This window comes from Aeromonas sp. 603757 (genome assembly GCF_049171255.1).
In the GTDB taxonomy this organism is placed as follows: domain Bacteria; phylum Pseudomonadota; class Gammaproteobacteria; order Enterobacterales; family Aeromonadaceae; genus Aeromonas; species Aeromonas veronii_A.
In genome coordinates, this window is the sequence record NZ_JAAKOE010000012.1 from 13,015 (window position 1) to 34,052 (window position 21,038).

At 59.7% G+C, this 21,038-nt stretch carries 25 protein-coding genes; 16 read left to right on the forward strand and 9 right to left on the reverse strand.

Going from position 1 to position 21,038, the window contains the following annotated elements:
- Window positions 1-28: 28 nt before the first annotated feature.
- From G5332_RS12655 to G5332_RS12720, 14 genes are all read left to right on the forward strand, one after another.
- Window positions 29-601, forward strand: coding sequence for a DUF3157 family protein (locus G5332_RS12655; protein ID WP_227341230.1), 573 nt, complete (start codon window positions 29-31; stop codon window positions 599-601).
- Window positions 602-789: 188 nt separating this feature from the next.
- Window positions 790-1,440 (forward strand): porin family protein, encoded by a 651-nt coding sequence (locus G5332_RS12660; RefSeq protein WP_216979351.1) that lies wholly within the window; start codon window positions 790-792, stop codon window positions 1,438-1,440.
- Window positions 1,441-1,620: 180 nt separating this feature from the next.
- Entirely contained in the window at window positions 1,621-2,568 is a 948-nt protein-coding gene (locus G5332_RS12665) for a YbgA family protein (RefSeq protein WP_088869993.1), read from the forward strand.
- Window positions 2,569-2,637: 69 nt separating this feature from the next.
- The gene (locus G5332_RS12670) at window positions 2,638-3,525 is read left to right on the forward strand and encodes a MerR family transcriptional regulator (RefSeq protein ID WP_421249730.1); all 888 of its coding nucleotides are present in this window, start codon (window positions 2,638-2,640) and stop codon (window positions 3,523-3,525) included.
- Window positions 3,522-4,943 (forward strand): deoxyribodipyrimidine photo-lyase, encoded by a 1,422-nt coding sequence (gene phrB / locus G5332_RS12675; protein ID WP_421249729.1) that lies wholly within the window; start codon window positions 3,522-3,524, stop codon window positions 4,941-4,943. The genes G5332_RS12670 and phrB overlap by 4 nt, the downstream gene beginning before the upstream one ends.
- 1 nt (window position 4,944) lies before the next feature.
- Window positions 4,945-5,373, forward strand: coding sequence for a nuclear transport factor 2 family protein (locus G5332_RS12680; RefSeq protein ID WP_421249728.1), 429 nt, complete (start codon window positions 4,945-4,947; stop codon window positions 5,371-5,373).
- Window positions 5,370-6,104 (forward strand): SDR family NAD(P)-dependent oxidoreductase, encoded by a 735-nt coding sequence (locus G5332_RS12685; RefSeq protein WP_421249727.1) that lies wholly within the window; start codon window positions 5,370-5,372, stop codon window positions 6,102-6,104. The genes G5332_RS12680 and G5332_RS12685 overlap by 4 nt, the downstream gene beginning before the upstream one ends.
- Window positions 6,101-7,360, forward strand: a complete 1,260-nt coding sequence (locus tag G5332_RS12690; RefSeq protein WP_421249726.1) for an NAD(P)/FAD-dependent oxidoreductase — start codon at window positions 6,101-6,103, stop codon at window positions 7,358-7,360. Before G5332_RS12685 ends, G5332_RS12690 begins: the two co-directional genes overlap by 4 nt.
- The gene (locus G5332_RS12695) at window positions 7,357-8,139 is read left to right on the forward strand and encodes a DUF1365 domain-containing protein (protein WP_421249725.1); all 783 of its coding nucleotides are present in this window, start codon (window positions 7,357-7,359) and stop codon (window positions 8,137-8,139) included. The genes G5332_RS12690 and G5332_RS12695 overlap by 4 nt, the downstream gene beginning before the upstream one ends.
- Window positions 8,139-9,395: a class I SAM-dependent methyltransferase gene (locus G5332_RS12700; protein WP_421249724.1), complete on the forward strand. Its 1,257-nt coding sequence runs from the start codon at window positions 8,139-8,141 to the stop codon at window positions 9,393-9,395. Before G5332_RS12695 ends, G5332_RS12700 begins: the two co-directional genes overlap by 1 nt.
- Window positions 9,396-9,397: 2 nt before the next feature.
- Window positions 9,398-9,874: a DUF2878 domain-containing protein gene (locus G5332_RS12705; RefSeq protein ID WP_421236219.1), complete on the forward strand. Its 477-nt coding sequence runs from the start codon at window positions 9,398-9,400 to the stop codon at window positions 9,872-9,874.
- On the forward strand, window positions 9,871-10,092 hold the full coding sequence (locus G5332_RS12710) for a TIGR02450 family Trp-rich protein (protein ID WP_421231403.1): 222 nt from the start codon (window positions 9,871-9,873) through the stop codon (window positions 10,090-10,092). Before G5332_RS12705 ends, G5332_RS12710 begins: the two co-directional genes overlap by 4 nt.
- Entirely contained in the window at window positions 10,049-10,591 is a 543-nt protein-coding gene (locus G5332_RS12715) for a chalcone isomerase family protein (protein ID WP_421231402.1), read from the forward strand. Before G5332_RS12710 ends, G5332_RS12715 begins: the two co-directional genes overlap by 44 nt.
- Window positions 10,592-10,605: 14 nt before the next feature.
- The gene (locus tag G5332_RS12720) at window positions 10,606-11,151 is read left to right on the forward strand and encodes a DUF3833 domain-containing protein (protein ID WP_421231401.1); all 546 of its coding nucleotides are present in this window, start codon (window positions 10,606-10,608) and stop codon (window positions 11,149-11,151) included.
- A gap of 66 nt (window positions 11,152-11,217) precedes the next feature.
- Here G5332_RS12720 and nqrM read toward each other — a convergent pair whose 3' ends face one another.
- The 9 genes from nqrM to G5332_RS12765 all read right to left on the reverse strand — a co-directional run bounded on the left by nqrM (window position 11,218) and on the right by G5332_RS12765 (window position 19,097).
- Window positions 11,218-11,442: a (Na+)-NQR maturation NqrM gene (nqrM, locus tag G5332_RS12725; RefSeq protein ID WP_216951909.1), complete on the reverse strand. Its 225-nt coding sequence runs from the start codon at window positions 11,440-11,442 to the stop codon at window positions 11,218-11,220.
- A gap of 9 nt (window positions 11,443-11,451) precedes the next feature.
- Entirely contained in the window at window positions 11,452-12,492 is a 1,041-nt protein-coding gene (locus G5332_RS12730; protein WP_216951908.1) for an FAD:protein FMN transferase, read from the reverse strand.
- Window positions 12,493-12,495: 3 nt separating this feature from the next.
- Window positions 12,496-13,719 carry an NADH:ubiquinone reductase (Na(+)-transporting) subunit F gene (nqrF, locus tag G5332_RS12735; RefSeq protein ID WP_216951907.1) on the reverse strand — a complete coding sequence of 408 codons (1,224 nt, stop codon included), beginning with the start codon at window positions 13,717-13,719 and terminating at the stop codon, window positions 12,496-12,498.
- Window positions 13,720-13,751: 32 nt separating this feature from the next.
- The gene (gene nqrE, locus G5332_RS12740) at window positions 13,752-14,348 is read right to left on the reverse strand and encodes an NADH:ubiquinone reductase (Na(+)-transporting) subunit E (protein WP_227341212.1); all 597 of its coding nucleotides are present in this window, start codon (window positions 14,346-14,348) and stop codon (window positions 13,752-13,754) included.
- Between the two features lie 3 nt (window positions 14,349-14,351).
- Entirely contained in the window at window positions 14,352-14,984 is a 633-nt protein-coding gene (locus tag G5332_RS12745; protein ID WP_033114212.1) for an NADH:ubiquinone reductase (Na(+)-transporting) subunit D, read from the reverse strand.
- Window positions 14,977-15,765, reverse strand: coding sequence for a Na(+)-translocating NADH-quinone reductase subunit C (locus tag G5332_RS12750; RefSeq protein ID WP_005343676.1), 789 nt, complete (start codon window positions 15,763-15,765; stop codon window positions 14,977-14,979). The genes G5332_RS12745 and G5332_RS12750 overlap by 8 nt, the downstream gene beginning before the upstream one ends.
- On the reverse strand, window positions 15,755-16,984 hold the full coding sequence (locus G5332_RS12755; protein ID WP_227341210.1) for an NADH:ubiquinone reductase (Na(+)-transporting) subunit B: 1,230 nt from the start codon (window positions 16,982-16,984) through the stop codon (window positions 15,755-15,757). The genes G5332_RS12750 and G5332_RS12755 overlap by 11 nt, the downstream gene beginning before the upstream one ends.
- Before the next feature lie 3 nt (window positions 16,985-16,987).
- Entirely contained in the window at window positions 16,988-18,331 is a 1,344-nt protein-coding gene (locus G5332_RS12760) for a Na(+)-translocating NADH-quinone reductase subunit A (protein ID WP_216951904.1), read from the reverse strand.
- Between the two features lie 451 nt (window positions 18,332-18,782).
- Complete coding sequence (locus tag G5332_RS12765) at window positions 18,783-19,097, reverse strand: BolA family protein (protein ID WP_005343682.1); 315 nt, start codon at window positions 19,095-19,097, stop codon at window positions 18,783-18,785.
- A 204-nt stretch (window positions 19,098-19,301) separates the two neighbouring features.
- Between G5332_RS12765 and G5332_RS12770 the strand changes: the two genes are divergently transcribed.
- Window positions 19,302-20,435: a methyltransferase gene (locus G5332_RS12770; protein ID WP_421249723.1), complete on the forward strand. Its 1,134-nt coding sequence runs from the start codon at window positions 19,302-19,304 to the stop codon at window positions 20,433-20,435.
- A 17-nt stretch (window positions 20,436-20,452) separates the two neighbouring features.
- Entirely contained in the window at window positions 20,453-21,037 is a 585-nt protein-coding gene (locus G5332_RS12775) for a YajG family lipoprotein (RefSeq protein ID WP_005349692.1), read from the forward strand.
- The last annotated feature ends 1 nt before the right edge of the window (window position 21,038 follow it).

The following is a 21,038-nucleotide window of genomic DNA, read 5'->3' on the forward strand; positions in this document are numbered from 1 at the left end:
CCTTTCACCTGTTGCCGAGCTTCGCCCTATGAAACCCTTCTCCCGTCTGCTGATTGCCCTGTGCCTCTCCCCCGTGTTGGCGCAGGCTGCCCCTCTTTCTCGGGTGACGCTGCCCGATGGTCGGCAGGTTCAGCTCAACGATGACTTTACCTGGGAGTATCTGGTGGTCAAACCGGCCGAGTCCGTACAGGGCGTGGCTGCTGATGGGAAGGCTGGGGCCGTGGTGGCCGTTGCTGCTCCGGTGCTGACCGATCAGGCCAAGGCCAACCCCGAATTGCTGTCACAAGCAGCACGCGACGGTGTGGTGGTCAAGCTGGACAAGATCGAGGGATCTGACCCGCTGGTGCTGACCTTTATGGTGAGCAATACCGGCACCCGCAATGTGGTCGGGGTGCGTGGCATGGTGACCCTGTTCAGTGCTGACGGAGTGCAGCTGAGCCGTCAGGAGGCCCGTTTCTGGGTTGCCGAGAACCGCCTGCCGGAGACCTATCTGCGCAAGGGGCAAGTCCGTCCGTCGTTGGCCCTCGAGATCCCCCGTCCTGCCGGATTGACCGGGCAGCCCTTGGTCAGGGTCGAAATTGATGAGGTGGTCTTCCGCTGATTTGGTGTTGTCCGGCCCATGCAAACCGATTGGGCCGGCAATTTGTTACCCCTGACATCTCGGGAAATATCTGCTTACATCTGACATGGTTTTGCAACAGCTTGCCGCTCGGCAAGCCGGGATGCTGACCGCACAATGACTCCATACCAGCTCGCTAGCAACGGGCCCAATCACATGGAGTTATCATCATGAAAAAAGCAACTGTATCTCTTCTGGTTCTGGCCGGTTTCGCCTCTACTTCCGCTCTGGCACAGGATGCGTTCAGCTACGCAAAGGGCGGTTTGACCTGGGCGCACACCAAGTCTGATTACCTTAGCCAAGACAGCGCTGCATTTCCCCGTGATGCTGCCAGCAAAGGTACCCGTGATTTTGGTGGTCTGAGCCTGGACCTCTCAAAGAGCTTTGGCTCCAACTTCTACGGTCGTGCCGGAACCGAATTCACCTCCCGCAACGACGGCAATGACAGCATGTCCATCTCCAGCCTGGGTATCGGTGTCTTTACCCCGCTGAGCACAGGACTCAATCTCTATGGCGAAACCGGTTTGATGGGCTATCAACTTGAGCGTGAGCTGGCCAAGAACAACAAGGGATGGGACGAAGTGGCTCGCAAGGATAGTGGCAGCATGTACGGTGAAGTGGGTCTGCGCTACGACATCGGCGACATCGAGCTTTCCACGGCTTACCGTTACGCCAACATGACCGACGATATGCATGACTTCAAGGTAGGCGGTGCTTACAAGCTCAACCAGAACTGGGCGCTGACTGCCGACTACACCTATCGCAGCTGGGATCTGCAGAAAGGCTCCATCTCCAGCCTGGGTGTGAAGTACAGCTTCTGATCCTCCTTCCAGTAGTCCGTAGTGTCTTGATTTTTACCCATGGCGTTCGCCATGGGTTTTTTCGTTTTCCGGTGATCTCTTTTTTCTCCTTGTGTCGTATCAGTCGGCAATAGTTATACAACTTCCATTTTTTTGTATAACTGCTATAACTGAATCAAGACTTATACAAGGAGTGCCATCATGTACAAGATTAAAGTCGGTATCAGTGCTTGCCTGCTGGGACAAGAGGTGCGTTTCGACGGGGGCCACAAGCGCTCCAGCTTCTGCGAACGGGATCTTGGCGCTCACTTTGACTATCACCCCGTCTGTCCCGAGATGGCCATCGGTCTAGGGGCGCCTCGCGCCGCCATCCGGCTGGTCAAGCGCAACGGCGAGATCCGTGCCGAGGCGAGCAACGGTAGCTTCGATGTCACCGAAAAGCTGATTGCCTTCAGCGAGCAGAAGGCACGCCAGCTCGACTTCATCTCCGGTTATATCCTCTGTGCCAAATCACCCAGCTGCGGTATGGAGCGGGTCAAGGTCTATGGCGCCAACAACGAGGGGAGCGCCAAGGAGGGGATTGGCCTCTTTGCCAAGGCGTTGATGGAGGCCAACCCCCTGCTGCCGGTGGAAGAGGATGGCCGTCTGTGCGACCCCATCCTGCGGGAGAACTTCGTGCTGCGGGTCTTTGCTTACCACGACTGGCAGCAACTCTGCGCCCGCGGTATCACCGCCTCTGCGCTGATCCGCTTCCACTCCCGCTACAAGTATCTGGTGCTCTCCCACGCCACCACCCACTACCGGGCGCTTGGCAAGCTGCTCGGCAATCTGGGCAAGTCCGCCAACCTGCAGGAGGTGGCCGACAACTATATCAAGGGATTGATGACGGCGCTGACCCTGCGAGCCAACCGCCGCAGTCACACCAATGTGCTGATGCACCTGCAGGGCTACTTCAAGCGGGTGCTGACCCCGGCCCAGAAGCAGGAGCTTGCCGATACCATCGACAAGTACCGCACCGGCATATTCCCCTTGCTGGTGCCGCTCACCCTGATCCGTCACTACCTGCGCGAGTACCCCAATCCCTATCTCGCCGAGCAGGTATATCTCAATCCACACCCCGATACGCTCAAATTGCGTTACGGGCTCTGAATCCGTTCTGTTGCTCCGGCGCATTGTTTGCGCCGGGGCGCTTCATCCCTCTGTTTGATGGACGTTGTCATGTCTGATTTACCGCAAGAAGTTGCTCCTCTGGCTGATGAGGGGATCTACCCCATTCGCGAGGTCTCCCGCCTCACCGGCATCAACGCCGTGACCCTGCGCGCCTGGCAGCGTCGCTACGGTCTGGTGCAGCCGGCCCGTACCGAAAAGGGCCACCGCCTCTACAGCGAGCAGGATATTCGCCAGATCGGCGAGATCCTGAGTTGGCTGGAGCGGGGGGTGAGCATCGGGCAGGTGAAGGGGCTCTTGAGCGAACCCCACGCCCAGCCGGTGAGCGATCACTGGCAGCAGACCCTGGAGCAGTTCAGTCAGGCGCTGCTCGCCTTCAACCAGCGCAAGGCGGAGGCCGAGCTCAACGACCTGCTGGCGAGCTACCCGTTCGAGCTGGTGCGCAGCCGGGTACTGCAACCGCTGGTGGAGCGGCTGCTGGGGCTGTGGCGCGAGCGGCCCGATGGCGAGCTGCTGCAACAAGTGTGGCTGGGCTGGCTGCATACCCGCTTCGCCCGCCACCTGATCGAGCAGGAGAAGGGCGTGCCGATCACCTTGGCGAGTTGGGGACAGGTGGGCCCTCTCGACCTGATCTGGGCCGCCTACGAGCTGATCGGTCAGGGCTATGAGGTGCAACTGCTGGGGGCGGTGGAGCCCCGCCATGCCAGCTTGCTGGAGGGGCGTGCCGTTACCCCCTGGCTGGTGCTGCTGGGGGCAGGGCTCGGCAAACAGGAGCTGGCCGCCGGGTGGCCCGCAGGTACGCGCCTGTTTGGCGAGCTGGGGCGCCTCTACGACGATGAGTGGCTTAAAGCCCATGGCTGGCAGGCGAGCCTTGCCGAGCTGATGGCGGATGCCCCAGATGCTGCTGGCACCAGCGGACGCGGGAGGAAAAAGTCATGAAACTGGTCTGGTTTCGCAACGATCTGCGCCTTGCCGACAACCCTGCGCTGCGGCATGCCTGCGCCGGTGATGAGCCGGTGGCCGCGCTCTTTATCATCTCTCCTACCCAGTGGCGGCAGCACAAAATGGCCCCCATCCGTCAGCGCTTTATGTTGGCGCAGGTAGATGAATTGGGCCGCGAGCTGGCGGCCCTTGGCATCCCGCTCCATCTGCTGCGAGTGGAGACTTTTGCCGAGGCGCCCGCTGCGCTGGCAGACCTCTGCCGCGAGTTGGAGGTGACCCAGCTCTATGCCAATCAGGCTATCGAGATCGATGAGCAGCGTCGCGACCATGCCGTCAGCGCCGCGCTGGCAGAGCTGGCGGTGAGCTGTCACTGGTTCAACGGCTGTTGCGTATTGCCGCCGGGGCGGGTGCTGACCGGCTCGGGTGAGATGTTCAAGGTGTTCACCCCCTTCAGCCGCGCCTGGCTCAAGGCCCTCGACGAGGAGGGGTTTGTCATTCATCGCGCTCCTGCGCGCCGTGGCGAGTCGTTGCCGTGGCAGCCGCTGGCCGAGCGGGAGTTGGTTGATGAAGGGCTCGGCGAGCTGACGGCTGATCCCCGCTGGCCGGTGGGGGAGGCAGAAGCTCTGCGTCGTTTGAACATTTTTCTGGAGCAGGCAGTGCTCGACTATGGCGAGACCCGGGATTTTCCTGCCATCGCGGGCACCTCTGTGCTCTCCCCCTATCTGGCGGCGGGCATCATCAGCCCCCGTCAGTGCGTGGCGGCGCTCCAGCAGCGGCTTGGCTATCGGCCCCAGTCGAAGGCTCAGCCCGGCTTTGTCTGGCTTAATGAGCTCATCTGGCGCGAGTTCTATCGCCACCTGCTGGTGCTGATCCCGACTCTCTCCATGAATCGCCCCTTCAAGGCGGAGACTGCCGCCTTGCCGTGGAGCTGGGATCCGGATGCCTTCGCCGCCTGGTGCGAGGGACGGACCGGCTATCCCATCGTCGATGCAGCGATGCGCTGCCTCAACGCCACCGGTTGGATGCACAACCGGCTGCGAATGATAGTGGCGAGCTTTCTCACCAAGGATCTCCATATCCACTGGCGGCTCGGGGAGGATTACTTCATGAGTAGGCTCATCGATGGGGATCTGGCGGCCAACAACGGTGGTTGGCAGTGGGCAGCGGGCACCGGTGCCGATGCGGCCCCCTACTTTCGGGTCTTCAACCCCACCACTCAGGGGCAACGATTTGATCCACAAGGGGAGTTTATCCGTACCTGGGTAACTGAACTTGCCGATATTCCCGCCGCTTATGTGCATCAGCCCCACGACTGGCTGCGACTCAAGGGGCAACGTGATTATCCGGCACCCATGGTGGATCACGCCGTTGCCCGGGTGAGAGCCATCGAGATGTTTCGCTCTCTGGAGAAATAGGATGAACGAGCCGCTGGCCCGCTTTATTGGCCTCTATCAGCAACTGGACAAACAGCAGTTGCACCGCTTGCCCGAGGTCTATGCCGAACAGGTGGTCTTTACCGATCCTGCGCACCGTATCGAGGGACTGGCGGCCCTTGGCGACTATTTTGCCGCCCTCTATCAGCGCCTCGCCTACTGTCGCTTCGTCATTACCAGTCAGCAGCAGCAAGGGCAGCAGGCCTGGCTCGGCTGGACCATGACCTTCTCCCACCCCAGCTTGCGTGGTGGTGAGCCGGTGACGGTGGAGGGGGCCACCCGCCTCGAGTTCAACGAGGCGGGCAAGGTGTGCCAGCACCGGGACTATTTTGACCTGGGCGCCATGCTCTACGAGCAGTTGCCGCTGCTCGGGCCAGTGGTGCGCACTATCAAGATGAGGCTGGGCGCATGAGCGGCCGGGTGCTTATTACAGGCGCGACCTCCGGCATCGGTCGTCAACTGGCGCTGGATTACCGGCGGGCAGGCTGGCAGGTGTGGGGTTGTGGCCGCGATGGCGAACGGCTGCAGGCGCTGGGGCTGGATGGCGTCACGCCGCTGCAATTTGATGCCCGGGATCTGGCCGCTATGAACGGGGTGGCTGCTACGCTGCCATCCCTTGATCTGCTAATCCTCAACGCAGGCAACTGCGAGTACATGGATGTCGGCGATGGGTTTGACAGCGAGCTGTTTGCCCGTGTCATCGACACCAATCTGACCGCCACCGGCCATGCTTTGGCCGCCTTCTTGCCGTTGCTCGGGGCGGGATCTCGGCTGGCCATCGTCAGCTCGTCGGTGAGCTGGCTGCCGCTGCCACGAGCCGAGGCCTATGGCGCCTCCAAGGCGGCCCTCGACTATCTGGCGGATACCTTGCGCCTCGATTTGGCCAGCAAAGGGATCGGGGTGACCCTGATCCGCCCCGGCTTTGTCCAGACTCCGCTCACCGCCAAAAATGATTTTCCCATGCCCTGTCTGGTGACGGTGGAGCAGGCCTCCCGTGCCATCATGGACGGGCTGACCGCTGGTCGTCACCAGATCCACTTTCCCCGCCGTTTCATCTGGTTGCTGCGCCTGCTTGGTGCGCTGCCGGTGGGGCTCTGGCTGCGCCTTGGCCGCGCACTCGTATCGAAAGGAAGCCATTCATGAAGAAAAAGATCGCCATCGTCGGTTCAGGGATCTCGGGGCTCACCGCCGGTTTTCTGCTCCACAAACACCATGACATCACCCTGTTCGAGGCGGCGCCGACTCTGGGCGGCCACACTGCGACCGTCGATGTGAATCAGGCTGGCCGCAGCTATGCCATCGACACCGGCTTTATTGTCTTCAACGATCGCACCTACCCCAACTTCTTGAAGTTGCTGGCACGGATCGGCATGGCGCGCCAACCGGCCGAGATGAGCTTCTCGGTAAAGAGCCCGGAGGGGCTGGAGTACAACGGCCACAACCTCGACACCCTGTTTGCCCAGCGCAGTAATCTGCTGAGTCCCCGTTTCTACGGTTTTGTCGCCGAGATTTTGCGGTTCAACCGGGAGGCACGAGCCTGGCTGGCAGATGGTCAACATCAGGATGCAGTCCCCGAGCTGACTCTGGGGGATTTTTTGCTGGCGGGGGAGTTTAGCGACTACTTCGCCCGCCACTACATCTTGCCGATGGGGGCGGCGATCTGGTCATCGACCCTGGCCGATATGCGCGCCTTCCCCCTAGGTTTCTTCCTGCGCTTTTTTGCCAACCACGGTCTGCTGGATGTGGCCAATCGCCCCCAGTGGTACGTGATCCCGGGCGGCTCGCGGGAATATATCGGGCCACTCACCGCGGGTTGGCAGTCGCAGATCCGACTCGCCTGTCCGGTGCAGAGCGTACGGCGGGACGCGGATGGGGTGGTGATCCAGAGCAGTTACGGCGAGGAGCGGTTTGACGAGGTGATCTTCGCCTGCCACAGCGATCAGGCGCTGGCGCTGCTGGCGGATCCCGGCGAGCAGGAGCAGTCGATTCTCGGCGACATGCCCTATCAGGCCAACGATGTCTGGCTTCATACCGATGCGCGCTGCCTGCCCACCCGCCGCAAGGCATGGGCCAGCTGGAACTATCAGCTCGATGGCAACGACGAGGCGCGGCCGCTGGTGAGCTACAACATGAACATCCTGCAGGGGGTGAACTCGCCAGAGCCCTTCTGCGTCAGCCTCAACCCCAAGGGCAAGGTGGATGAGAGCAAGGTGCTGCGCCGCTTCGTCTACCACCATCCGGTGTTCAACCAGGCCTCCATCGCCGCCCAGCAGCGGCGTGCGGAGATCTGCGGCCAGCAGCATACCCACTTCTGCGGTGCCTACTGGTACAACGGTTTCCATGAGGATGGGGTGCGCAGTGCGCTGGACGTTGCCCAGCGCTTCGGGGCCGAGCTATGAACGGCGCCACCGTGGTCACCGAACATGAGGGTGCCGACGAACTGGCTGGCGTCACCAGTGCCATCTGGCAGGGATCGGTGCGCCACCGCCGTTTTGCACCGCGGCCCCACGCCTTCTCCTACAGCCTCTTTATGCTGGGACTGGATCTCGACGAGCTGCCGCAGCTCGATCAGGGTCGCTGGTTCGGGGTGGAGCGGGCAGGGCTGCTCTCGTTTCACCGCCACGACTATCTCAAGGGCAGCGAGGGTAGCCTCAAGCAGGCGGTGTGGCAGAAGGTGAGCGAGTTGGGTGGCGATGCCGACCCCGAGGGACGGGTGCTGCTGCTCGGCAACGTGCGCTGTCTGGGGTTCTACTTCAGCCCGGTCAACTTCTACTTCTGCTACCGACAGGGAGAGGCGCGCTATCTGCTGGCGGAGGTGTCGAACACCCCCTGGAACGAGCGTCACTACTACCTGCTGGATCTGGCGGCGCTGGCGCCCCATGACAAGGATTTCCACGTCTCCCCCTTTATGGGGCTGGCGATGCGTTACCACTGGCGCATCAGGCCGCCCGCGCAGGAGACACTGATCCATATCGAGAGTCATCCCGTATCCGGTGAGGCCAAGCTGTTTGACGCAACCCTTGCGCTCACGCGCGAACCGCTGTCGCGCAAGGGGTTGGTAGCCCTGCTGACCCGCTGGCCCTGGATGACCATGAAGGTGCTGCTCGGGATCTACTGGCAGGCCCTGCGTCTATTTATCAAACGAACACCGATTTTTACCCATCCGGAGAGCCGCTAATGGAACTTGCTCAATCAACCCTCTCTGCCTCTTTCATCGACAAGGGGGCAAGACAACTGCTGCTCAATCTGCTGGGTCGCCTCGAACATGGCCAACTGCTGCTGCGGGATGGCGGTGAGCGGCACAGCTTTGGCGTCGCGGGCACCGATCTGCATGCCGAACTGGTGGTGCAGGATCCGGCCTTCTATCGTCGCTTGTTGCTGGGAGGCAGCATCGCCGCTGGGGAAACCTGGGTGGAGGGGCTCTGGACCAGCCCGGATCCGGTGGCGCTGGTGCGGCTGCTGGCCCGCAACCTGACCCTGCTCGACTCCCTTGAGCGGCGCCTCGGCTGGCTCAGTTTCCCGTTCAATAAGGTGCGCCACTGGCTTAATCGCAATACCCTGACCGGCTCGCGCTCCAACATTGCCGCCCACTACGATCTCGGCAATACCCTCTATCAGGGGTTTCTCGACAGCCATATGCAGTACTCGAGCGCCATCTACCCGAGCGCCGACGCCACTCTGGAAGAGGGGCAGCAGGCCAAGCTGCGTACCATCTGCGAGCGGTTGGAGCTGGGCCCTGACGATCATCTGCTGGAGATCGGCACCGGCTGGGGCGGCCTCGCCGTCTATGCCGCCCACCACTATGGCTGCCGGGTGACCACCACGACTATCTCCCGGGCCCAGCATGACTACGCCAAGGAGTGGATTGCGCGGGAGGGGCTGGGGGATCGCATCACCTTGCTGCTGGAGGATTACCGCAAACTGGAGGGGACGTATGACAAGCTGGTCTCCATCGAGATGATCGAGGCGGTGGGGCACGCCTTCCTGCCCGACTATTTCCGCCAGCTGTCGCGGCTGCTCAAGCCCGGTGGCCGTCTGCTCATTCAGGCCATCACCATCGCCGATCAGCGCCATGCCCAGTACTTGCGCGGGGTCGATTTTATCCAGCGTTACATCTTCCCCGGTGGCTGCCTGCCGAGCGTCTCCCAGATGGCGGGGTTGCTGGCGCGTGAGACCGACATGCAGCTGGTGCGGTTGCACGATCACGGTCATCACTATGCCCGTACACTGGCTCACTGGTGCGAGCGGTTTCTGGCGTTGGCACCCGAGCTGCCCAAGCTCGGTTACAGCCAGGATTTCATCCGGCTGTGGCACTTCTACTTTGCCTATTGCGAGGGGGGATTCTGGGAGCGCAGCATCAGTCTGGTGCAGCTGGAGGCCGCCAAGCCGGGGCCCGCTGGCTGGTCGGGTGATGTGCCAGTAAGCGGTCACTGACCATGTGGCAGTGGGCTCACCTGCTGGGGTTCAACCTCTACTGGTTGCTGGCGGTGAAGTGGCAGCAGCCGGGCCCGCTGCTGGCAATGTTGCTGCTGCACTTTCTCTTCTCACCCAGCCGCCAGCGTGACTGGCGGCTGCTTCCCATCGCGGTCGTCGGCTGTCTGCTGGATGCCCTGCTCTGGCAGCTCGGCCTGTTCCGGTTCCCGTCCGGTTTTCCCCTCTGGCTGGTGCTGCTCTGGCTCGGTTTTGCCCTGACGCTGGCCCACGGTATGCGCTGGCTGCTGAGCTTGCCTCGCTGGCAGCAGGCGCTGTTTGGCGTATTTGGCGGCACCTCCTCCTATGTGGCGGGGGCCGCCATGGGGGCAGTAAACTTACCCTGGGGCATCTGGATCAGCACGGCGCTGCTGGCAGTGATCTGGATGTGGTGGTTACCCGTACTCCTGTGGGTAATGGTCAAGCTGGAGGGTGAGTCATGACAAACACCTTTTCGACCGACTCGTTGCTTTTTTCCAAATGGACCAAAGAGGGCCAGCATGAGCTCGCTGATCGCTTCTATCTGGTGGTTGCCTGCCAGCGGAACGCGAAAGGGGAGCTGATGCAGGTGGTGATGCAGGATATCAACACCCTGCAGGAACAGGAGATGGACTGGCATGAACTGGAAGACCCCAACCACTGGCATATGGGGTGGAATTAACCCGCTGATGCTGGCGTTTGCGCTCTTTGCTGCAACCGCAGTGCAGGCTTCTGCCGCCCCCTGGCAGCAGTTGCGCCCGGTCGGGCAGGGGGAGATGAACTGGCTCTGGTTCAAGCTCTACGATGCCACCCTCTACAGCGCGAGCGGGCGCTATCAGCCCGGTCACTATCCACAGGCTCTGACTCTCACCTATGCCCGATCCATCGAGCGGGAAGATCTGCTGAGCGCCACCGCCGCCGAGTGGCAGCGGCTAGGTCTTGGCACTGACGCCGAGCGTCAGCGCTGGCTCGGCCAGCTCGCTGCACTCTGGCCCGATGTGCAGGCAGGCGACAAGCTCACCTTCTATGTCGACAAGGAGGGGGCAGGCCACTTCTGGTGGCAGGAAAAACCCCTCGGCACTCTGGCCGATCCGCAATTCTCGGCCGCTTTTCTCGCCATCTGGCTGGCTGACAACAGCCGCGATCCCGCCCTGACCCGCCGCCTGCGTGGCCAACCCTGAACATGGAGTTTCCAATGTTTTTCTATCGTGCATACCGCTGGTTGCTGTTGCTCCCTTTTTTGCTGCTGAGCGGCTGTGGTGCCAGTCTCGATGACTATCGGGGGCAGGGGCCAAGCTGGGATCTCGCCCGTTTCTTCAACGGTAAATTAGTGGCTCACGGCCTGGTAACCGACCGCAGCGGCGAAGTGACCAGTCGCTTTCGGGTCGAGATGGTGGGTCGTTGGAAGGATGGCAAGGGAGAGCTGTTCGAGCAGTTCTACTTTGATGATGGCCGCCAGCAGACCCGTACCTGGTATCTGAGCAAGGGGGTTGACGGTCACTGGCGAGGTACTGCTTCCGATGTGGTGGGGGAGGCGATGGGTAAAAGTCAAGGGTTTGCCCTCAACTGGCATTATCAGCTTGATCTGGCGCTGCCGGATGGCGAGGTAGTGCGGGTGAGCTTCGATGACTGGATGTATCTGCTGGACGAAGATCGTCTGATCAATCGTGCCGAGATCAGCAAGTTCGGTATCCATCTTGGCGAGGTGATCCTCTATATCGAACGTCAGCCTGACCGTTAACGCAAGATAACGCCCAGTAAAAAGCGCGCCGATGGCGCGCTTTTGTTTATCGAACAATCAGAGTCATCAGATGATGCGGTTCTCTTCCAGCATCTTGCGACGGGCCTCTTCCTTGGCCATCTTCTTCTTGCGATTGTCGCAGGGCTCGGGGCAGTCGCACTCTTTCTCGATGCCAACGCTTCCCAGACCGCCACAGGAGCCGGAGATGGATTTTTTCTGGAAGATATAGCCGATAGCCATGGCGGCTATCACCAGCATGAATACCCCGAAGGTGATCAGAAAAACCTGCATCTATCCTCCCTATTTCCTGACCAGATACTGTTTGAACGCATCGGAGTAGGCCTCTTCAAAGCCGTTGTCCGTCTTGGTGATCACGAAGATCGCCAGGCCGCGCTCTTTGGCATAGGCCAGGCTCTTCTCCGGTCCCATTACCATGAATACGGTCGCCAGCCCGTCTGCGGTCATGCAGGAGGGGTGGATCACGGTGACCGACACCATGCGGTGCTGGATTGGCTTGCCGGTGCGTGGATCTATGGTGTGGGAGAAGCGCTGGCCATCCATCTCATAGTAGTTGCGATATTCGCCCGAAGTGGCCACTCCGTTGTCACCCGGAACGATCACCTCCTGCACCGAACCGGCATTGGCTGTCGGCTTTTCGATGGCAACGCGCCAGGGGTGTCCCTTGCCGTTGACGCCATTGATCCGCAGCTCGCCGCCGATCTCCACCAGATAGTTGCGCGCACCCAGAGACTCCAGATACTCGGCCACCTTGTCGACACCAAAGCCCTTGGCAATGGCGGAGAGATCAACGTAAAGATCCGGGATGTCCTTTTGCAGGGTGTCGGCATCGACCGAAGTGATGACGTGCAGGTTGCCCAGGCCGGTCTTCTGACGGGTCTGGGTGATCAGCTCCTCTGATGGCATCTTGGTCGGCCGTTTGTCCGGACCGAAGCCCCACAGATTGACCAAGGGGCCGACGGTGACGTCCAGCGCCCCCTGGCTCTCACGGCCAATATGAATGGCTTCTGTAATGACCCGCGCGGTGTCCCGCGATACCACTACCGGTGTCGAACTGTGGTGCTGATTGAAGCGCGACAGTTCGGAATCGGGGCGATAGGTGGACATCTGATCGTTGACTCGCTCCAGCAGTACATCGACCTCGGCCTGAAACTTGGCTGCATCGCTGATGACGTTGTCCGCCACCTTGATGGAGTAGTAAGTGCCCATGGTGCTGCCGGTGATATGGATCTCCGGTTTCGACTGGACCGTGCTTTCCTGACCGCACCCTGTCAAGAAAAAGGCTAGCCCGAAGGCTAGCCAGGTCTTTACAACGCTGTTCATGGATTAACCACCAAAGTCATCCAGCAGGATGTTTTCGTCCTCAACGCCCAGATCTTTGAGCATGTTGATGACGGCTGCGTTCATCACGGGAGGTCCACACATGTAGAACTCGCAATCTTCCGGCGCTTCGTGGTTCTTGAGATAGTTCTCGTAGAGCACGTTGTGGATGAAGCCGGTGTAGCCATCCCAGTTGTCTTCCGGTTGCGGATCGGACAGGGCTACGTTCCAGGTGAAGTTCTCGTTCTCGGCCGCCAGCATGTCGAAGTCTTCGACATAGAACATCTCGCGTTTGGAACGGGCACCGTACCAGAAGCTCATCTTGCGCTTGGACTTCAGGCGACGCAGCTGGTCGAAGATATGGGAACGCATCGGCGCCATACCTGCACCACCACCGATGAATACCATTTCGGCATCGGTATCCTTGGCGAAGAACTCACCGAACGGACCGGAGATAGTCACCTTGTCGCCAGCCTTCAGGCTGAAGATGTAGGAGGACATCTGTCCCGGAGGGGCAGTCCAGTTGCTCGGGGGTGGGGTCGCGATACGCACGTTCAGCATGATGATGCCGAACTCTTCCGGATAGTTTGCCATGGAGTAGGCACGGATGATCGGCTCATCGACCTTGGACTCCAGCTCAAAAATCTTGAAGCGATCCCAGTCACCGCGATACTCCTCGGGAATATCGAAGTTCTTGTAGTAGACGTGGTGAGCCGGCGCTTCGATCTGGATATAACCACCGGCGCGGAACGGTACGCTCTCGCCATCGGGGATCTGCAGCTTGAGCTCCTTGATGAAGGTGGCCTTGTTATCGTTGGAGATAACAGTACATTCCCACTTCTTCACCCCGAAGATCTCTTCCGGCAGTTCGATGTCCATGTCGCCACGCACGGTGACCTGGCAGGCCAGACGCTCGCCGTGACGGGCTTCACCCTTGCTGATGTGATCCAGTTCGGTCGGCAGGATGTCGCCGCCACCGGATTTCACCCGTACCTTGCACTGGCCGCAGGAGCCACCGCCGCCACAGGCGGAAGAGACGAAGATACCGTTGCCAGCGAGTACGCCGAGCAGCTTGCCACCGGCCGGGCTGGTCACAGCCTTGGCCGGGTCACCATTGATGCTGATTGTCACGTCGCCCGCGGTCACCAGCTTGGACTTGGCGAACAGAATGACTGCCACCAGTGCCAGCAGGATCACGGTAAACATGACCACACCCAAAATAATTTCCATCTATCGTTCCTTTCTGATTGCAGGAAAGCCGATTACAGGGAGATACCAGAGAAGGACATGAAGCCCAGCGCCATCAGACCGGCGGTGATGAAGGTGATGCCCAGACCACGCAGGCCTTCCGGAACATCGGAGTACTTCATCTTCTCGCGGATACCCGCCAGCGCAACGATCGCCAGCATCCAGCCTGCCCCTGAGCCCACGCCGTAGACCACAGACTCCACGAAGGTGTAGTCACGCTGCACCATGAAGGAGACGCCACCGAAGATGGCGCAGTTCACGGTGATAAGCGGCAGGAAGATGCCCAGCGCGTTGTAGAGAGCCGGGAAGTACTTGTCCAGCGCCATCTCCAGGATCTGTACCAGCGCTGCGATCACCCCGATAAAGGTGATGAAGCTCAGGAAGCTCAGATCCAGGTCAGGGGAGAGAGCTCCGGCCTTCAGCACGTAGTTGTAGATCAGGTTGTTGACCGGTACGGCGATGGTTTGCACCACGATAACGGCAATACCCAGACCCATGGAGGTCTTGACCTTCTTGGATACCGCCAGGAAGGTACACATCCCCAGGAAGAAGGAGAGTGCCAGGTTTTCGATGAAGATCGATTTAATCAACAGACTCAGATAGTGTTCCATACCTTAATCCTTCGCCTCCACCTGCTTGGGATCCTTGGTGCGCACGCCCCAGATGATCAGACCAATGATGAAGAATGCACTCGGCGGCAGCAGCAGGAGGCCGTTGGGTACATACCAGCCACCGTTGTTCACTAGCGGCAGCAGCTCGATGCCAAACCAGGTGCCGGAGCCCAGCAGTTCACGCACGGTCGCGACACTCAGCAGAATGGCGCCATAGCCCAGACCGTTACCGATACCATCCAGGAAGGAGGGGAGCGGCGCGCTCTTCATGGCGTAGGCTTCGGCGCGGCCCATCACGATACAGTTGGTAATGATGAGACCGACGAAGACTGACAGCTGCTTGGAGATGTCATAGGCATACGCCTTGAGCACCTGGTCAACCACGATAACCAGCGAGGCGATGATCGCCATCTGGGCAATGATCCGCACGCTGTTCGGGATCTGGTTGCGGATCAGGGAGATGAACAGGTTTGAGAAGGCGGTGACCGCCATGACCGCAAGGGTCATTACAAACGCTGTCTTCATCTGGCTGGTAACCGCCAGTGCGGAACAGACACCCAGCACCTGCAAGGCGATGGGGTTGTTGCCCAGCACTGGAGTCAACAGCAACTTTTTCATTTCGCTCTTGTCAGCCATTGTTGATTTCTCCTGCACGAACCTTGGCCAGGAAAGGACCGAAGCCCTTGGGACCCATCCAAAAGTCGAAGGTATGCTGTACGCCGTTACCGGTCAGGGTGGCGCCGGAGAGACCGTCGATCTCGTGCTCGGAGCCCGCCGGAGCGTGACCCTTGATGACGCGCAGCGCCGGCATGCCATCCTGATCGAACAGCTTCTTGCCGACAAACAGCTCGCGCCAGGCCGGGTTTTCGATTTCACCGCCCAGACCAGGGGTTTCACCGTGGTCATAGTAGGTGATGCCCTTGATAGTCTGGCCATCAGCGGCAACCGCGACGAAGGCATACATGGTAGACCACAGACCCTGACCGTAGATGGGCAGGATGATGTTGTCGATCTTGCCATCGGCATCCTTGGCGAAGAACACCGGAACCAGCTTGGAGATCTGGCGCAGGCCAGCCTTGTCCTCGGCAGCAGCCAGACGGATGTTTTGCGCCGGATCTTTGGCCGCCTGTTTGGTATCGAAGTTGTCGGCATCGCCGTCAACAAAGTTACCGGTGGCGAGATCCACCAGACGGGCTTCGATCTTGTCGCCATACAGCTTGGCCAGATCGCGCTTGGCTACATCGCTGATGTCCACGCCGGCTACGGAGAGAATATTGCTCTGTTTATCCAGCGCCTTGTTCTCCTCTTGGGTAGAACGCAGGCCAACGGCAGCAACGGATACCACGATGGAACAGGCCAGACAGAGGCCGGTGACCACGCTGATGGTGCCGAAGGTTGAGTCTTTATTAAACGCCACGAGCAATCCTCCGCTTGATGTTTGCCTGAGCGACGAAGTGGTCAAACAGGGGAGCAAACAGGTTTGCAAACAGAATGGCCAGCATCATGCCTTCCGGGAACGCAGGGTTGACCACGCGAACCAGCACGACCATCACGCCGATCAGGGCGCCGTACCACCACTTGCCCTTGTTGGTAAAGGCGGCGGAGACAGGGTCGGTCGCCATGAAGGCCATACCGAAGGCGAAGCCACCCAGTACCAGATGCCAGTGCCACGGCATGTTGAACATGGGGTTGGTATCGGAACCGATGACGTTGAACAGCAGGGAAGTGGCGATCATACCGACCATCACGCCGGCGATGATGCGCCAGGAGGCGATGCGCATATAGACGATCATGGCCGCACCCAGCAGGATCATCAGGGTGGAGACTTCACCGATGGAACCCGGCAGGTTGCCAAGGAAAGCGTCCATCCAGCTGATAGCCTGACCGGTGGCACCGTTGATCAGCGCCATCTGGCCGCCCTGAGCCCACTGGCTCAGCGCGGTTGCACCGGAGTAGCCATCAACGGCAACCCAGACTGCGTCACCGGAGATTTGGCCTGGGTAGGCGAAGAACAGGAAGGCACGACCTGCCAGCGCAGGGTTCAGGAAGTTCTTGCCGGTACCACCGAACACTTCCTTGGCCATTACCACACCGAAGGTGATGCCCAGCGCAGCTTGCCACAGGGGCAGCTCGGGCGGCACGATCAGGGCAAACAGGATGGAGGTCACGAAGAAGCCTTCGTTGATCTCGTGCTTGCGCACCATGGCAAACAGCACTTCCCAGAAACCACCGACAAAGAAGACGGTGATGTAGATCGGGAAGAAGTGGGTGGCGCCAATCAGCATCTTGCTGCCGATACCGGCAACAGCGGGATCGAGGGAGGCACCCAGCATGGTCGCCAGGGCATATTGCCAGCTGCTGGCACCGGCTGCCGAGCCCATGTGGGCAATGGCGGCGATGGCCTGGTTGCCAACGTTGTACATGCCCCAGAACATGGCCGGGAACACGGCCAGCCACACCATGATCATCATGCGCTTCAGATCGAGCGCATCACGGACGTGGGCGGCATTGCGGGTAACGCTACCCGGGGTATAGAACAGGGTATACGCCGCTTCGAACAGGGCGTAGTACTTGGCGTACTTTCCACCCGGTTCGAAGTGATGTTCCATATTTTCAAGAAGTTGCTTGAAACTCATCGCTTAACCTTCCAGTTCAATCTTGGTCAGGCACTCACGCAAGATAGGGCCGTACTCGGTCTTGCCGGGGCAAACGAAAGTACAGAGGGCCAAATCTTCCTCATCCAGCTCCAGGCAGCCCAGTGCTTGCGCACCGTCGGTATCGCCGGAGACCATGTCCCGCAGCAGCAGGGTAGGCAGGATGTCGAGTGGCATCACCCGTTCATAGTTGCCGATAGGCACCATGGAACGGTCACTACCGTTGGTAGTGGTGGTGAAGTTGATAAGGCGACCCTTCATCAGATGAGAGAGGGTGGTGCGGGTGATGGAGAACTTGTTGGCACTGGGGTTGATCCAGCCCAGGAACTCTTTCTCGCGACCCTCGCCCAGTGCACAGACCTGATTGTGGTAACGACCCAGATAGTCGTGAACACCCTCAGCCTTGGCGCCGCTCAGCAGGGAACCGGAGATGACGCGGTTTTCATCGGCACGCAGCTCATTGTTGGTGAGTTGGCTGATGCAGGCCCCCAGACGGGTACGCAGCAGACGCGGCTTGAGCACATTCGGGCCGGCCAGGGCGATCACCTTGTCGGTGCAGATCTGACCGGTGGTGAACAGCTTGCCGAATGCGATCACATCCTGATAGTTGATGTGCCACTGCACCTTGGTGCTGCTGACCGGATCCAGGAAGTGGATATGGGTACCCGGCAGACCGGCAGGGTGCGGACCGACGAAGATCTCTTCCTTGACCTGAGCCAAAGAGGAGTGAGGCAGACTGCCTTCGCCTTTACAGACATAGACGGTGCCGTCGGTCAGGCGGGTCAATACGGCAAGACCATCGAGGAAGGCCTGCGGCTGTTCCTTGATAATCAGCTCGGCATCGGCAGCCAGCGGGTTGGTGTCCATCGCGGTCACGAAGATGGCGCGCGGGGCTGAGCCAACCGCAGGGACTTTGCTGAACGGGCGAGTGCGCAGTGCTATCCACTGACCTGATGCAACCAGGATCTCTTGCACCTTGCTGCGCTCGAGCTTGGCCAGCTCGGAAGAGGCAAAATGCTCGAAGGTCACCTGCTCATCGGAGCCGTCGAGGTCGATGACCACTGACTGGAGCACACGTTTGGCTCCACGGTTGATCTCTGAAACTACGCCGGTGGCGGGGGCCGTGAATTTAACGCCGGGATTCTTCTTGTCTTCGAAGAGCTCCTGACCTTTGATGACGCGATCACCTACTTTGACGAACATAGTAGGTCGCATCCCCACGAACTCCTCGCCCAGTGTAGCAACACGGGTGATGGCGGGGCCATCGTAGATTACTTGCTCTGGCGCACCCAGCACGGGGATGTCCAGTCCTCTTTTGATTGTAATCATACTTAATTGCACTACCGTTACGGGAAGAGAGGTTGGTTAGCGCCGAGAAATACATCACGACGGGTGGTTGAATGAGTCGCTGTTGTGGCTGCGCCGGGTGGTCAGGCTCAGCAATTATTCAACATGCGAGGTCACTCAAAAGCGCTTGAGTCTACCACTTAAGGCCCATTTTCTGCCATGCCAAATAGGCAAAATCCCTGCGTCATCACAAAATTAACCTGCAATGAATAACCCCTGAATTCCTTGTAAGCTGTGGTTTTAAAGGTTTTTTTAGTTTAATACCCCCATGGGGGTATGCTTGTGTAAGGCTGTGACTAAGCCGCCAGGGAAAACTGAATTAAAAACCTATTTATGGTTGTCAGGATCAGCAGGCTGGCGGCTTTTTGTTTAATTTTTGTTTGTTTGTCACCCATAGGGTGGTGGGTCAGAGCAATGGGTGACAGCTAGCCGTTCAGGAGTGCGAGGGGTTGCCAACACAAGCTGGTGTGCGTGGTGCCTTACCCTTCTCCTGCCACTCGCTTGCCGTGTAGGTATGCAGTGCAAGTGCATGGACAGCGCCGGCCAGTTCATCGGCCAGGATGGCGTTGACCTGACGATGCCGAGAGAGAAGGCGCTGACCCGCAAACTGTTCGCTGACGATCACCACCTTGAAGTGGCTCTCAGATCCCGGTTCCACACGGTGCATGTGGCTCTCGTTGATCACCTCCAGCACGGTAGGGGAGAGGGCGGCGGTCAGCTTGGCTTCAATCAGTTGTTGGATAGTCATCGGATCGGCTTCCAGAGTGAATGTCGGGCCATTCTATCGGCAGTCGCGGGATGGAATAAGCCCCCGTAAGAGGGAAATCACCCGTCAGTTGCCCCCTTGATGCGCATCGAACTGGTGAAATTCCTGCTCCTCGCTAGAATAGCGCCACTTTGCGTCGCCCCTGGCGCCTGTATACACGAATCAAGCCGAGGTTGGACTCTTCCTATGCAAACCCTTCTCGACACTCCCCATTGCCAGCTCACGCTCTACCGCTATCCGCGCCAGAGTCAGGAGACCCTGCAAGCCTGGGATGCGGCTGACGAATACCTGATCAACACCCTGGCGGAGTCTCCCCTCGAGCAGGCGGGCCCCGTCATCATCATGAATGACGGTTTTGGCGCGCTGGCCGCCTATCTGCATCCGCACTTCCCCTGCTGCGTCACCGACTCCTACATCAGTGAGCGGGCGACCCTGGCCAATCTGGCCGAAAACGGACTGGATGCGGGTGGTATCCGCTTGCAGGATGCGCTGGCGCCGCTGCCCGATGCCCCTGCGCTGGTGGTGATCAAGGTCTCCAAATATCAGGCACTGCTGGAGCAGCAGCTGCTGGCATTGCGTGCGGTGGTGACACCGGCAACCCGCGTTATTGCTGCCGGCAAGGCGAAGGATATTCATACCTCCACCCTCAAGTTGTTCGAGAAGTATTTGGGGCCTACCCGTACCTCGCTGGCCTGGAAGAAGGCGCGCCTCATTCACTGCGAGCCGCAGGCAGAACGTCCCGCGCTGGCCAACCCCTTCCCGACTGTCTGGCCGCTGGAGGGGAGTGGCATGCTCATCCACAACCATGCCAACGTCTTCTCGCGCACCAGTCTCGATATCGGTGCCCGCTTTATGCTGGACAACCTGCCCATCCACAGTGCCCGCAAGGTGATCGATCTGGGCTGTGGCAACGGGGTGCTGGGTCTGTCGCTGCTCGCCAAAGACAGCGAGGTGGAGGTGACCTTTATCGATGAATCCTATATGGCAGTCGCCTCGGCACAGCTCAACGTCGAGCACAATCTGCCTGATGCACTGCCGCGTGCCCGCTTTATGGTCAATAACTGTCTCGACGGGGTGGCGGTCGGCTCGGCGGATCGGATCCTCTGCAACCCTCCTTTCCATCAGCTACAGGCGATCACCGATCATATCGCCTGGCAGATGTTCAGCGATGCGCACCGGGTGTTGCCTCAAGGGGGTGAACTCTGGATAGTAGGCAACCGTCATCTGGACTATCACAACAAACTCAAGCGCTTGTTTGCCAACGCACAAGTCGTTGCGTCGAACAGCAAATTCGTTATTTTGAAAGCCATCAAACGCTAAAGCCAAAGGAAACCATGATGAAAAAGTCACTCTTGCTGCTGGCCGCCCTGATGCTGGGCGGGTGTGCCACTCATTGGCCGGAGACAGCGCTGCTCAATCCGCAGGTGATCCCCGCCAACCAGCAATACTACTCTGGCAATCGCATCACCATGGAAGGGGTAGACAAGCGTGAGGCTGCCTACGTCTTCTCCATCAAACATAAAGAGAAAGCGCCCGTGCTGGTCAACAGCGAGCGTCCGCTCAACCTGCTGATGGCCGAGCGGCTGGCCGAAGGTCTGCGCAGCCAGGGTCTGGAAGTGGGCAACAGTGGCACCACCAACCTGACGCTGGTGATTTCCAACGCCGCAGTCAATGTGGAAGAGAAGACCTTTACCTATGTCACCAAATCCCGCGTCAGCCTGCAGGTGATCGCCGATTTTCAGGGCAACCGTCTGACCAAGCAGTTCAACATGTCCTCCAGCAAGGAGAGCCCGAGCGAGCCAAGCATGGCCGACCTGGAGTCTACACTGAACCTGCAACTGGGTAGCGTGCTGCAGCAGATCATGGCGGATGACGCGCTGCGCGGTTACCTGAAAGGTCAACCGAACGGTGCAGGGGTCTGAT